At 44.0% G+C, this 13,240-nt stretch carries 12 protein-coding genes; 9 read left to right on the top strand and 3 right to left on the bottom strand.

The genetic code is table 11. The features are described 5' to 3' along the window. The first annotated feature begins 203 nt into the window (after positions 1-203). The 8 genes from AB3F25_RS08450 (at position 204) to galU (ending at position 8,820) form a co-directional block, all read left to right on the top strand. Complete coding sequence (locus tag AB3F25_RS08450) at positions 204-494, top strand: co-chaperone GroES (protein WP_373603385.1); 291 nt, start codon at positions 204-206, stop codon at positions 492-494. A gap of 124 nt (positions 495-618) precedes the next feature. Beyond that, complete coding sequence (groL, locus tag AB3F25_RS08445) at positions 619-2,262, top strand: chaperonin GroEL (RefSeq protein WP_373603384.1); 1,644 nt, start codon at positions 619-621, stop codon at positions 2,260-2,262. 110 nt (positions 2,263-2,372) lie between these two features. After that, positions 2,373-2,921 carry a YecA family protein gene (locus AB3F25_RS08440; protein ID WP_373603383.1) on the top strand — a complete coding sequence of 183 codons (549 nt, stop codon included), beginning with the start codon at positions 2,373-2,375 and terminating at the stop codon, positions 2,919-2,921. An 18-nt stretch (positions 2,922-2,939) separates the two neighbouring features. Continuing rightward, the gene (gene pepP / locus AB3F25_RS08435; RefSeq protein WP_373603382.1) at positions 2,940-4,253 is read left to right on the top strand and encodes a Xaa-Pro aminopeptidase; all 1,314 of its coding nucleotides are present in this window, start codon (positions 2,940-2,942) and stop codon (positions 4,251-4,253) included. 80 nt (positions 4,254-4,333) lie between these two features. Next, complete coding sequence (uspA, locus tag AB3F25_RS08430; RefSeq protein ID WP_373603381.1) at positions 4,334-4,759, top strand: universal stress protein UspA; 426 nt, start codon at positions 4,334-4,336, stop codon at positions 4,757-4,759. Positions 4,760-5,008: 249 nt separating this feature from the next. After that, positions 5,009-7,633, top strand: a complete 2,625-nt coding sequence (gene alaS / locus AB3F25_RS08425; protein WP_373604357.1) for an alanine--tRNA ligase — start codon at positions 5,009-5,011, stop codon at positions 7,631-7,633. 80 nt (positions 7,634-7,713) lie between these two features. Further along, positions 7,714-7,905, top strand: a complete 192-nt coding sequence (gene csrA, locus AB3F25_RS08420) for a carbon storage regulator CsrA (protein ID WP_373603380.1) — start codon at positions 7,714-7,716, stop codon at positions 7,903-7,905. Positions 7,906-7,932: 27 nt separating this feature from the next. After that, positions 7,933-8,820, top strand: coding sequence for a UTP--glucose-1-phosphate uridylyltransferase GalU (gene galU / locus AB3F25_RS08415; RefSeq protein WP_373603379.1), 888 nt, complete (start codon positions 7,933-7,935; stop codon positions 8,818-8,820). A 215-nt stretch (positions 8,821-9,035) separates the two neighbouring features. Here the strand turns inward: galU and nhaA are convergent, their stop codons facing one another. Continuing rightward, on the bottom strand, positions 9,036-10,205 hold the full coding sequence (gene nhaA, locus AB3F25_RS08410; RefSeq protein ID WP_373603378.1) for a Na+/H+ antiporter NhaA: 1,170 nt from the start codon (positions 10,203-10,205) through the stop codon (positions 9,036-9,038). A gap of 284 nt (positions 10,206-10,489) precedes the next feature. Here nhaA and brnQ point away from each other — a divergent pair, with 284 nt between their 5' ends. Next, a complete protein-coding gene (gene brnQ, locus AB3F25_RS08405) occupies positions 10,490-11,797 on the top strand; it encodes a branched-chain amino acid transport system II carrier protein (protein WP_373603377.1) in 1,308 nt (435 codons plus the stop codon). Positions 11,798-11,865: 68 nt separating this feature from the next. On the opposite strand, the gene AB3F25_RS08400 is transcribed toward brnQ, so the two are convergent. Together AB3F25_RS08400 and murB are read right to left on the bottom strand one after the other, a co-directional pair. Further along, on the bottom strand, positions 11,866-12,180 hold the full coding sequence (locus AB3F25_RS08400) for a DUF2322 family protein (RefSeq protein ID WP_373603376.1): 315 nt from the start codon (positions 12,178-12,180) through the stop codon (positions 11,866-11,868). Between the two features lie 17 nt (positions 12,181-12,197). Continuing rightward, entirely contained in the window at positions 12,198-13,235 is a 1,038-nt protein-coding gene (murB, locus tag AB3F25_RS08395) for a UDP-N-acetylmuramate dehydrogenase (protein ID WP_373603375.1), read from the bottom strand. Between the last annotated feature and the right edge of the window lie 5 nt (positions 13,236-13,240).

The raw sequence follows: 13,240 nt of genomic DNA, 5'->3' as shown, positions 1-13,240 counted from the left end.
TTAGCTTGTTTGCCATTATAGAAATTTACCGAAGAAAAAAATTGATGAAGATCACGTTTTAAATAGGGTATTCAAGAGATATTTTCATTTTTCGGATTAATTTTTTTAGGGCGATTTTTTTTATTTTTGCCCTTGAAAGGTAAATTTTTCGCCTCATATAGGGGACGCATTTAAACTTTAACTTTTTAAGAAGGAAATTAACAATGAATATTCGTCCATTACACGATAAAGTCATTTTAAAACGTGAAGAAGTAGAAACGAAATCTGCCGGCGGCATCGTGCTCACCGGTTCTGCTGCTACCAAATCCACCCGTGCCAAGGTGTTGGCAGTCGGTCCCGGACGCTTACTGGAAAACGGCAGCGTACACCCAATGCACGTGAAAGTCGGTGATATCGTGATTTTCAGCGATAGCTACGGTGTGAAAACTGAAAAAATCGACGGTGAGGAAGTACTTATTCTTTCTGAAGATGATATTTTAGCCATCGTGGAATAAGTAAAAGATACTTCAAAAAATAACTGGACTTTATATATGGTGAACTGACTGATTCACCGAGAAATAAACGTTTAAACTAAGGTGGGTGAACAAACCCGCTCTATGAAATAAAAGGAAATTAAATATGACAGCTAAAGACGTAAAATTCGGCAATGACGCACGTGTAAAAATGTTAAACGGTGTGAATATCTTAGCCGATGCAGTAAAAGTAACGTTAGGCCCAAAAGGTCGCAATGTGGTATTAGACAAATCCTTCGGTGCTCCAACCATCACTAAAGACGGCGTTTCCGTGGCGCGTGAAATTGAACTGGAAGATAAATTTGAAAACATGGGCGCACAAATGGTGAAAGAAGTGGCGTCCAAAGCAAATGACGCAGCAGGTGATGGCACCACAACTGCGACTGTGTTGGCACAAGCTATCGTAAACGAAGGCTTAAAAGCGGTCGCTGCCGGTATGAATCCGATGGATTTAAAACGCGGTATCGACAAAGCAGTAAGTGCGGTGGTTGCCGAACTTAAATCTCTTTCCAAACCTTGTGAAACCTCTAAAGAAATCGAACAGGTGGGTACCATTTCGGCAAACTCTGATAGCATTGTAGGTCAGTTGATCGCACAAGCCATGGAAAAAGTAGGTAAGGAAGGCGTGATTACCGTAGAAGACGGTACCGGTTTGGAAGACGAATTGGATGTGGTTGAAGGGATGCAATTCGATCGTGGTTACCTTTCTCCGTATTTCATCAATAAACCTGAAACAGCTACCGTGGAATTGGATAATCCGTTTATCTTGTTAGTAGATAAAAAAATCTCTAACATCCGCGAATTGTTGCCTGTGTTGGAAGGTGTGGCCAAAGCGGGCAAACCGTTATTAATTATTGCCGAAGATGTTGAAGGCGAAGCTTTGGCAACATTGGTCGTGAACACTATGCGCGGTATCGTAAAAGTGGCTGCGGTGAAAGCACCGGGTTTTGGCGATCGCCGTAAAGCAATGTTGCAAGATATTGCCATTTTAACTGCCGGTACAGTGATTTCCGAAGAAATTGGTATGGAATTGGAAAAAGCGACATTGGAAGATTTAGGTCAAGCGAAACGTGTTGTGATCAATAAAGACAACACCACAATTATTGACGGTATCGGCGATGAAGCACAAATTCAAGGTCGCGTGGCGCAAATTCGCCAACAAATCGAAGAATCCACTTCCGACTATGACAAAGAAAAATTGCAAGAGCGCGTGGCTAAATTAGCCGGCGGTGTTGCTGTGATTAAAGTCGGTGCGGCAACTGAAGTGGAAATGAAAGAGAAAAAAGCCCGCGTGGAAGACGCCTTACATGCAACCCGTGCTGCGGTGGAAGAAGGTATCGTTGCCGGCGGTGGCGTGGCATTAATTCGTGCGGCAAACAAAGTAGCTGGGTTACAAGGCGATAACGAAGAACAAAATGTGGGTATTAAACTAGCACTTCGTGCAATGGAAGCACCGTTACGTCAAATTGTGGCAAATGCCGGTGAAGAAGCTTCTGTAGTCGCTAATGCAGTGAAAAACGGCGAAGGTAACTTTGGTTATAATGCCGGCACTGAACAATACGGTGATATGATCGCAATGGGTATTTTGGATCCGACTAAAGTGACCCGTTCTGCTTTACAATTTGCAGCGTCCGTTGCAGGCTTAATGATCACCACTGAGTGTATGGTCACTGAATTACCAAAAGATGACAAAGCTGACCTAGGCGCCGCCGGCATGGGTGGTATGGGAGGCATGGGCGGAATGATGTAATTTCCCCCCTTATGAAATAAAAGTGCGGTCGTTTTTTCGAAAGGAAAAGCGATCGCTTTTTTATTTTTAAAGGATTACACTAAGGCTCACTTTTACTCTGGAAACAAATAATGGCGATTTCTCAAATTGAATTAAATCAACAACTTAAAACAGCCGGTGTAGGTATTAATGCTAGCGAGCTGCACGGTTTTTTAAGCGGCTTAATTTGTGGTGGCATAAAAGATCAAAGTTGGCAACCGTTACTTTATCAATTGACTCACGATAACCACGCTTATCCAACCGCACTTTTGGCGCAGGTTAGCGAGCTTTACCAACAAATTTCAGTGGAACTTGCTAATGTCAAAAGTTTTGCTTTTGAACTGGGTTTAACGGGAAATGAAAGTGTGTTTGCGCGCGCTGACAGCCTTTCCGAATGGGCGAATCATTTTTTATTAGGCTTGGGCCTGGCGCAACCACATTTAGAACAAGAAAAAGGCGAAATCGGTGAGGCCGTGCAGGATTTGCATGAGATTTGTCAACTTGGTTACGACGAAGATGATGACGAAGAAGAAATGAATGAAGCGTTGGAAGAGATTATCGAATATGTGCGTACGATTGTCGCGTTGTTTTATATTCGGTTTAACCAAACGTCGAATACAGTAAAGCCGATGTTGCATTAATTAAGAGGAAAAAGGGAAATGGATCTGGCTTATAGTGCAGCATTACCGCAAGAAGAATTTATTGAACGCCGTCGACGCGTTTGGGCGCAAATGCAGCCGAATTCGGCGTTATTGGTATTTTCTGAAATTGAAAAACGTCGTAATAACGATTGCGAATTTCCTTTCCGGCAAGACAGTTATTTTTGGTATCTCACCGGTTTTCATGAGCCCAATGCGGTGCTGTTATTGATAAACACCGAGCAAGCGAAAAAGGCGATAATGTTTCTTCGTCCGCGCGATCCGTTACTGGAAACATGGCACGGGCGTCGTTTAGGCGTGGAGCGCGCGCCACAGCAATTGGCACTCGACGATGCTTACTCCATTGATGATTTCAATGCGGTGCTCTCCGAAGAGTGCAACAATTTGAGCGTACTTTATCACGCGGCGGGGCTTCATCCTTGGGCGGATGAATTGCTTGCCGGTAGTGCCATTGATTTTGCAGAAGTGCTTGATTGGCGCCCATTTGTAAACGAAATGCGTTTAATTAAATCGCTCAACGAAATTCGTTTAATTCAACAAGCGGCTCAAATTAGCGCATTAGCGCATCTCAAGGCGATGCAGGAAACGCGCCCGAATCGCCTTGAGTACGAAATCGAAAGCGAAATTTTGCACGAATTCAATCGTCATGGCGCGCGCTTTGCGGCTTATAACTCAATTGTCGCTAGCGGTGAAAATGCTTGTATTTTGCATTACACGGAAAATGATCAAGTGTTGAAAGACGGTGATTTGGTATTAATTGATGCTGGCTGTGAATTTGCGCTGTATGCCGGTGATATTACTCGCACGTTCCCGGTAAACGGCAAGTTTACCCAAGCGCAACGTGAGGTTTATGCGTTGGTATTAAGTGCGCAAAAACGAGCCATAGAATTGTTAGTACCGGGCGCTTCCATCAAAAAAGCAAATGATGAAGTGATTCGCATTAAAGTGCAAGGTTTGATCGAACTTGGGATTTTGCAGGGTGATGTAGATGAACTTATCGAACAAAAAGCGTATCGTCGATTTTATATGCACGGGCTCGGGCATTGGTTGGGATTGGATGTGCATGATGTCGGCGAATATGGTGAGGAACGCGGGCGTACTCTGGAAATCGGTATGGTACTTACCGTAGAACCGGGGCTTTATATTCCAAAAGACGCGGACATCCCGACAGAGTATCAAGGTATTGGTGTGCGTATTGAAGATAATCTTTTGATAACGGAGTATGGCAATAAAATTTTGACGGCAGCGGTACCAAAAGAGATAGACGAAATAGAGTATTTAATGCAAAAAAACCAAGAATTTTCCAAAATGTGATCTAGTGCAAGTTTTTCCGATCTTTGGAGTGTTACTATACTGGCGGAAAAAGGGTAAACCAATCAGATAAGGAGTCGATTATGTATAAACACGTTTTAGTCGCAGTGGATCTTTCCGAGGAAAGTGAGTTTTTGCTAAAAAAAGCAGTTGGCGTTGCAAAACGTAATGATGCGAAACTTTCGATTATCCATGTAGATGTAAATTTTTCGGATCTTTATACTGGATTGATTGATGTGAATATGTCTTCTATGCAAGACCGCATTTCAAGTGAAACTCAAAAGGCTTTATTAGATCTCGCAGAAAATGCCGGTTATCCGATTCAGGAAAAATTGAGTGGTAGCGGCGATTTAGGTCAGGTGCTTACCGATGCGATAGAGCAATATGATGTAGATTTATTGGTGACAGGTCACCATCAGGATTTTTGGAGTAAATTAATGTCTTCAACACGTCAGGTGATGAATACGATTAAAGTTGATATGTTAGTTGTTCCGCTTCGTGACGAATAAGTAACATTTATTTATTAGAAGTTTAAAAGATAAATAAATTTTAACCGCACTTTCTCAATCGTGTAGTGAAGTGCGGTTTTTATTTTGTAGTACATTTCTTAATAAGGAAGTTATTTTCTCCAAATAAAGACTGGTTTAAAGAATAAACAAAGGTGGGCGCTCATCAGTAAAAAGCCTTTCTCTAAATAAGGAAAATATGTGAGAATAGGGCGGTTTATTTTAAGTAATTTTTTTAACAACAGGTTTATGATGAAAACAACAGCAGAAATTAGACAATCGTTCCTTGATTTTTTTCACAGCAAAGGGCATCAAGTCGTCGCAAGTAGCTCGCTTGTGCCTGAAAATGATCCGACATTACTTTTCACTAATGCGGGGATGAATCAGTTTAAAGATGTGTTTCTCGGTTTAGATAAGCGCGCTTATTCACGTGCTACAACGGCTCAGCGTTGTGTACGTGCCGGCGGCAAACATAATGATTTAGAAAACGTGGGCTATACCGCGCGTCATCATACATTCTTTGAAATGTTGGGTAATTTTAGTTTTGGCGATTATTTCAAACATGATGCCATTAATTTTGCATGGGAGTATTTAACTTCTCCGCAATGGCTTGGTTTACCGAAAGAAAAATTGTGGGTAACGGTGTATGAAACGGATGATGAAGCCTACAACATTTGGAACAAAGAAGTCGGTGTTCCGGTAGAGCGTATTATTCGTATTGGTGATAATAAGGGCGCGCCTTATGCTTCGGATAACTTCTGGGCAATGGGGGATACTGGTCCTTGTGGACCTTGTACCGAGATTTTCTACGATCACGGTGAGCATATTTGGGGGGGACCTCCGGGCTCACCAGAAGAAGACGGCGATCGCTATATTGAAATCTGGAACGTTGTATTTATGCAATACAATCGTCTTGCCGACGGTACTATGGAAAAATTACCGCGTCCGTCTGTTGATACCGGTATGGGCTTAGAGCGCATCTCTGCCGTATTGCAGCACGTAAACTCAAACTATGATATCGATATTTTCAAAATACTTATCGCGAAAACCGCAGAAATTGTGGGTTCTACCGATTTAACTAATAAATCGTTACGCGTAATTGCCGATCACATTCGTTCTTGCGCTTATTTAATTGCTGATGGCGTGATTCCGTCAAACGAGGGGCGAGGCTATGTTTTACGTCGTATTATTCGTCGAGCGGTACGTCATGGTCATTTGTTAGGGGCGAAAGAGGCGTTTTTCTATAAACTGGTTCCAACACTTATTGAGGTGATGGCGGACGCCGGTAAAGACGTAAAAAACAAACAAGCGGATGTTGAGAGATTGCTACGTTTAGAAGAAGAACAATTCGCTCGCACGCTTGAGCGAGGTTTAACACTTTTAGACGAGGCGCTTTCCGAAGTGAAAGATGGCATTCTTTCCGGCGAAGTTGCGTTCAAGCTTTACGATACTTATGGCTTTCCATTAGATTTAACTGCCGACGTGTGTCGCGAACGTAATATAGCAATAGATGAAGAAGGTTTTGAGCGTGAAATGGAAGCGCAACGTTTGCGTGCGCAAGCTGCCAGCCAATTTGGCGTGGATTACAACAATGTGGTTCGCGTCGAAGGTGAAACCAAATTTGAAGGCTACGGCGAATCGGAGTCTTTAGCGAAAATTATTGCACTTTTTTATGATGGTAAATCGGTAGAACAAATTTCTGCGGGGCAAAGTGCAGTGGTTGTGTTAGAAAACACACCATTTTATGCCGAGTCTGGCGGTCAAATCGGTGACCATGGCTACTTAACCGCGCAAGGCGTGATATTTAACGTAAAAGATACGCAAAAATATGGTCGAGTATTTGGGCATATCGGTGAGTTAGAACAAGGGACATTGTCCGTAGGGCAAACTTTGAATGCGGTGGTGGATAGCGAGCGCCGCAACCGAATTTCGCTTAACCACTCCGCAACCCACTTACTACACGCGGCATTGCGTCAATTACTTGGTACCCACGTTGTGCAAAAAGGCTCTTTGGTTTCAGATTCCGCATTGCGTTTCGATTTCGCGCATCCTGAAGCGATTAGTAAAGAACAACTTACTGACATTGAACGCCTCGTAAATCAAAAAGTGCGCGCCAATTTCTTGATTCAAACGGATATTATGGATGTTGAAGCCGCAAAAGCGAAAGGCGCTATGGCTTTATTTGGTGAAAAATATGCGGATCAAGTACGCGTGTTGACCATGGGGGATTTTTCCATTGAGCTTTGCGGCGGGATTCATGCAAAACGTACCGGTGATATAGGACTGTTCAAAATTATTTCGGAAACTGCAGTAGCGGCGGGAGTTCGTCGAATTGAAGCGGTGACCGGCGAAAATGCGATTGATTGGATGCTTAATCAACAACACGTTTTGGAACAATGTGCAGAATTATTGAAATCGGATGTAAATGTGCTCACTGATAAAATCCAGCAACTTCAAGATAAAGCGAAGAAAGCGGAAAAAGAACTTCAGGGCTTGAAAGAAAAAGCGGCAATGCAGGCCGGTTCTGATTTAGTCAAAAGTGCGATAAAAATCAACGGCGTTTCGATCATTGCACATCAATTTAATGGAATCGAAACAAAATCGCTCCGTGTTATGGTTGATGACTTAAAAAATCAACTTGGCTCGGGCATCATTGTATTCACATCGATTTTAGATGAAAAAGTCAACCTTGTCGTTGGCGTGACAAGTGATTTGACCGCCAAAGTAAAAGCCGGCGAACTGGTGAATTTAATGGCTCAACAGGTAGGCGGTAAAGGCGGTGGTCGCCCGGATATGGCAATGGCAGGAGGTTCCCGACCGGAAAATGCGGCGCAAGCAATTAAAGCGGCGCAAGACTGGTTAAATGAAAATCTGTAGTACAAGCCTTGGTCGGTGGGATGCCGACCGTTCCTTGATTGATAGGGATATCTAATAAATGCAAACTAAGGAGATAAAAGATGTTAATCTTGACTCGTAAAGTTGGCGAAAGTGTACTTATTGGAGATGATATTTCTATCGCGGTTTTGAGTGTACGTGGAAACCAAGTAAAGCTCGGTGTACAAGCGCCTAAAGAAGTATCCGTTCACCGAGAAGAAATTTACCAACGAATTAAACAGACACAAGATGAACCTGCAAATGGTTCAACTTAGTACAAATTAAATAATGGATTTTTAATTATGAAAGCAATTATTCCTGTTGCCGGTTTAGGCACACGTATGTTACCTGCTACCAAAGCAATTCCTAAAGAAATGCTCACTTTGGTAGATAAACCATTGATTCAATATGTGGTAAACGAGTGTATTTCCGCCGGTATCAAAGAAATCGTGCTAGTAACTCACTCCTCAAAAAACGCTATCGAAAACCATTTTGACACTTCTTTCGAACTTGAAACGATGTTGGAAAAACGTGTTAAACGTCAACTTCTTGAAGAAGTCCGTTCTATTTGTCCGAAAGACGTGACGATTATGCATGTTCGTCAAGGTAATGCCAAAGGATTAGGTCATGCCGTTTTATGCGGTCGTCCGCTTGTCGGCGATGAACCTTTTGCCGTGGTGTTGCCGGACGTATTACTGGCCGACTTCAGTGCGGATCAGAAAAAAGAAAATCTAGCGGCGATGATTCAACGCTTTAACCAAACTCAAACCAGCCAGATTATGGTGGCGCCGGTCGCCCAAGAAAGTGTGAGCAGTTACGGTATTGCTGATTGTGGCGGTGTGCAATTACATGATGGCGAAAGCGCTAAAATTGAAAGTATTGTTGAAAAACCCGCAGTAGATAAGGCGCCCTCTAATCTTGCCGTGGTCGGTCGTTATATTTTCTCCGCTGCAATTTGGGATTTATTAGAAAAAACGCCTGTTGGCGTAGGCGATGAAATTCAATTAACCGACGCCATTGATATGTTGATTGAAAAAGAAACCGTGGAAGCGTTCCATATGACCGGCGAATCGTTTGATTGCGGTGATAAGATCGGCTATATGGAGGCCTTTGTCGAGTACGGTATCCGTCACGCTAAACTTGGTAAGGAATTTAAAACCTTCATTAAGAATCTGGCGAAAACTTTATAAGGTCGGCGTTTTATATTAAAGAGCGGTTAATTTCCGCTCTTATCGTATTTAATGGTGAATGTATAAAACGACGGTCGAATCGTTACGGCTTTGCCATTGTCCTCGGAAAATAGCACCGCATTGGAGATTTCAATGCGGTGCTATTTTCGTTATACGATGTCGTCGTTTACTTATTACAAAAATGCCGCAACATTATGGAAACGGCATTTTTACTCTTAATTTGTTATTTGCGTCGTTTGTTTTAAGACGTAATAGCCTGCAAGCGCGGAAATCGTCGAGCCGAGCAAAATACCTAAACGCGAAAGAGCGTTGACGCTTTCTCCGGCAGCCGCATCAAAGGCGAGACTAGCGAGAAACATGGACATTGTGAAACCGATGCCGCATAACATCGCGACGGCAAAAATTTGTTTGAAGTTGATGCCTTGCGGCAATTTGGCGATACCTAGTTTTACTGCAAGGTAACTGAAGCCGAATACGCCGAGCGGTTTGCCGATGAGTAATCCCAACGTAATCGCAAACAATAGCGGCGAGGAAAGCATAGAGAAATCCAAACCATCGAAACTAACGCCGGCATTGGCGAAAGCAAACAGTGGCAAAATGAAGAAAGAGGCCCAAGGTGCGAGCATATGTTCAAATTCTTCCAATAGTTTTTTACCGTTTGCGGCTTTTAATGGAATACAAAAGCCAATAATCACGCCGGCAAGCGTGGCGTGTACGCCGGATTTTAATACGGAGGCCCATAAAATCGTACCGACCAGCATATAGGCGCCGAGTGAGGCGACTTTAAAGCGGTTTAATGCGAACAGTAAGATGATGGCAACGACAGCAGCAATGAGAGCCGGCACGCTTAACCCCTGCGAGAAGAAAAGGGCGATCACCACAATGGCGCCTAAGTCATCAATAATAGCGAGCGCAAGTAAAAAAACTTTTAACGACAACGGTACTTGTTTGCTGAGTAACGCCATAACGCCTAGCGCGAAGGCGATGTCTGTGGCCATTGGGATTGCCCAACCGTCGGCGAGCGTCGGATCTTGGCGGGCAATGAATAAGTAAACCAACGCAGGAATCAGCATCCCGCCGATTGCGGCGATAGCGGGAAAAATCGCTTGTTGGTAGTCGGAAAGGGAACCTTCAAGCAATTCACGTTTGACTTCTAAACCGACTAATACGAAAAATACCGCCATAAAACCGTCATTGATCCAGTGAATTAACGTTTTATCGATGGAAAATAGACCTACTCGTACGCTCACTGGTAAGTTGAGAAAATCATGGTACGCACCGTTTAAAGGCGAATTGGCGAATACCATGGCGATAAATGCGGAACAAAGCAGCGCGATGCCGCCGGCGGATTCAAGTTGAAAAAATCGTTTTATGCGCTGTAACACTAAAATCTCTCCAAAAAATTAAAAATAAAATAACAAAAATTTAATGAAGGCCGGATATTACCATAAATCTTCTACTGTGCAGAAAATATCGATTAGAAAGTTGAGGTGTCGGATCAGCACCGCATTGGAAGCCTGCATTGAAGGAATCGGCGAATGTTAAACGCGACAACGCATAAGTCTTGTTGAAATTTTGAAAAACCTATCTGATTAATTCTGCATTTTCGTAATGGGTCGGCGTGGAATTTGTAGTAAAATGGCGCACCTTTTTGTGACTAGAGAAAATTATGTTTACCGGTAAAGATATTGTCATTTTGGGCATGATGATTTTTGCGCTGTTTTTAGGTGCGGGGAATATTATTTTCCCGCCGATGGAAGGTTTTACTGCCGGCACGCACTGGGCAACAGCTTCTTTGGGGTTTGTGCTCACCGGCGTGTTAATGCCGTTTATTACGTTGGTCGTTGTTGCAGTGCTCGGGCGTGGGGAAGCGCTAACGCGAGATTTGCCGAAATGGGCTGAGGTGTTGTTTCTTGCCACCTTATATTTCGTCATCGGCTCTTTATTCGCGATGCCGCGGGTAACCAATGTTGCTTACGAAATGGCGTGGCAGCCGCTAAATTTAACGGAAGACAGCGCGACCGCGCATTTTGTTTTCTCCGTATTGTTTAACATTATTGGCATGCTTTTTATGCTACGTCCGAATACCATTATTTCCACAGTGGGCAAATTTATGACGCCGGCGTTGCTGGTATTGTTACTTATCGTGGCGACGACCGTATTAATTTTTCCGCTTTCTGATATCGTCGAACCGAGTAAAAGTTATGCCGCCGGTCCGGCGATTACGGCAGGACTTATCAGCGGTTATCAAACGATGGACGTATTGGCGGCGATTGCTTTCGGCGGCATTGTGGCGCGCGCATTGGCAGTGCGTAATGTGTCTTCCGTACAAAAAGTGATGAAATATACCATTTCCGCCGGTTTTATTTCGGTGTTGTTATTGGCTGCATTGTATTTTGCTCTGTTTTATTTGGGAGCGACCAGTGCGCAAGTCGCGCAAGATGCCTCTAACGGCGGACAAATTTTCGCCCGTTATGTAAATGCGTTGTTCGGTTCAGACGGCACTTGGATTATGGCCGGCATCATTATTCTGGCGAATCTTACTACGTTGGTCGGCGTCACTAGCGCCTGTGCGGATTATTTCTCGAAATTCCACGTGCGGTTATCCTATCCGTTTTGGGTGGTGCTCTTTACTGTTTTAACCACAACAGTGGCGCAAACCGGTTTAACGGAGCTCTTGCGCATCACTATTCCGGCGTTGTTATTGATTTACCCAGTAGCGATTATGCTGGTATTTCTACAAATCATTCGTCATAAACTGCCGAATATTAAAGCGAGCTATTACTTCACGTTATCCATAACCGTTTGCTTTAGCGCTTGCGACAGCTTGAAAAATATCGATTTACTGCCGCAGTTTCTGGAGAATTGGCTCACTCACTTACCACTGTATGCCGATGGTATGGCTTGGCTAATTCCGTCCTTGGCAGTATTGATTTTGTCTTTCTTGTTGAGAAGAAAAGCGCACCAAACAAAATAAAAAATACCGAGCGTTGGCTCGGTATTTTGTTTTATCCGAAGGTGATGCCTGCGTTTTCGGCGGATTTCTTATGCTTTTAGGGGCACGAGTAACAAGCATTGATCTTCCGCAATGACTTTAAACAGCAAATCAATATTCGGATGTTTGCCCGGATGGGCTTTCGCATCTTGCACATGTTCGGCAAACCAGACTATGCCTTGTTGTGCCGACGTGCGATCTAATCGACCGTTGAATTTTTCCGCCAGCGCATGATAAAGACGCAACGAACCTAGTTTGCCGGGCGCGGCGGGAATATGCCAAAGGATCTCGTCGCCGCATTTTATGTTTAGACCGGTAAGATGATCGATAGTGGGTAACTGGTCTAAAATTTCATCAAAATTCATTTTGCCTTCCTGTTAGTTTATGAAATGACTTGTTCTCCATTCACTTCCCCGTTTTGCCCGATAAAGCGTACTTCCGACTGTAAATAGACGCCGAATTCGGCCGCGACGGTTTGGCGTATATGGCGGGCGAGAGCAACCACCTCCGCCCCTGTGGCATTGCCCTTATTAATGAGCACAAGGGCTTGTTTTTCATGTACTGCGGCCGCGCCGATTCGGTAACCTTTGAGATTGCAGCGGTCGATTAACCAACCGGCGGCAAGTTTCACCGAACCATCAGATTGTGGGTAATGGGGAATTTCAAGTGCGTGATGTTCGGCGTGTTTTTTTAATTCGTTGAATTGCTGCACACTTACTATCGGATTTTTAAAGAAACTGCCTGCATTGCCCCATTCGTCCGGATTCGGCAATTTACTTTGACGGATGCGGCAAACTTCGTCGAACACTTGCTTGGCCGTGACGGTTTGCGCATTGAAATCGACCAAACTGCCGTATTTCAATATCGGCTGCCAATTTTTCGTCAGCTTCAGTCCCACCGCGGTAATCACATAGCCGTGTCGGTAACGATGTTTGAAAATGCTTTCGCGATAACCGAATTCGCATTGCCGCGCCGTTAAACGGAAGGTTTCAATGCGGTGCTGATCGAGCACCTCAACATACTCGCACAGATCTTTAAACTCTACACCGTAGGCACCGATATTTTGAATTGGTGCAGAACCGGCACAGCCCGGAATCAATGCTAAATTTTCCAAGCCGCGGATATTTTGTGTTAGGGACCATTGCACCAGATGATGCCAATTTTCCCCGGCATTGACATGTAAATAGTGAAAATCTTCGTCTTCGCGATGGGTGATGCCTTGCAGACGATTGACGATGACGACGCCATTAAAATCCTCCAAAAACAGTACGTTGCTGCCTTGTCCTAAAATCAGTGTCGGTAAATTTTCCGCTTGGGCTGCTTGCCAAGCTTGCTGCAGTTGTTCAAGCGTTTGCACTTGGATGATTTTGCGCGCCTGGGCGGCAATATGAAACGTGTGAAACGGTTGTAAATTCGGCATGCTCT

It is taken from the genome of Aggregatibacter sp. HMT-949 (assembly GCF_041734645.1).
Classification (GTDB): Bacteria; Pseudomonadota; Gammaproteobacteria; order Enterobacterales; family Pasteurellaceae; genus Rodentibacter.
The sequence above is the reverse complement of the archived record's forward strand: the minus strand, read 5'-3'. Positions and strand labels throughout refer to the sequence as shown.

Excerpts from the sequence above, each read along its gene's own strand:
- AB3F25_RS08450 (WP_373603385.1), top strand. The coding sequence starts at position 204 with ATGAATATTCGTCCATTACACGATAAAGTCATTTTAAAACGTGAAGAA.
- groL (WP_373603384.1), top strand. The coding sequence starts at position 619 with ATGACAGCTAAAGACGTAAAATTCGGCAATGACGCACGTGTAAAAATG.
- AB3F25_RS08440 (WP_373603383.1), top strand. The coding sequence starts at position 2,373 with ATGGCGATTTCTCAAATTGAATTAAATCAACAACTTAAAACAGCCGGT.
- pepP (WP_373603382.1), top strand. The coding sequence starts at position 2,940 with ATGGATCTGGCTTATAGTGCAGCATTACCGCAAGAAGAATTTATTGAA.
- uspA (WP_373603381.1), top strand. The coding sequence starts at position 4,334 with ATGTATAAACACGTTTTAGTCGCAGTGGATCTTTCCGAGGAAAGTGAG.
- alaS (WP_373604357.1), top strand. The coding sequence starts at position 5,009 with ATGAAAACAACAGCAGAAATTAGACAATCGTTCCTTGATTTTTTTCAC.
- csrA (WP_373603380.1), top strand. The coding sequence starts at position 7,714 with ATGTTAATCTTGACTCGTAAAGTTGGCGAAAGTGTACTTATTGGAGAT.
- galU (WP_373603379.1), top strand. The coding sequence starts at position 7,933 with ATGAAAGCAATTATTCCTGTTGCCGGTTTAGGCACACGTATGTTACCT.
- brnQ (WP_373603377.1), top strand. The coding sequence starts at position 10,490 with ATGTTTACCGGTAAAGATATTGTCATTTTGGGCATGATGATTTTTGCG.
- AB3F25_RS08400 (WP_373603376.1), bottom strand. The coding sequence starts at position 12,180 with ATGAATTTTGATGAAATTTTAGACCAGTTACCCACTATCGATCATCTT.
- murB (WP_373603375.1), bottom strand. The coding sequence starts at position 13,235 with ATGCCGAATTTACAACCGTTTCACACGTTTCATATTGCCGCCCAGGCG.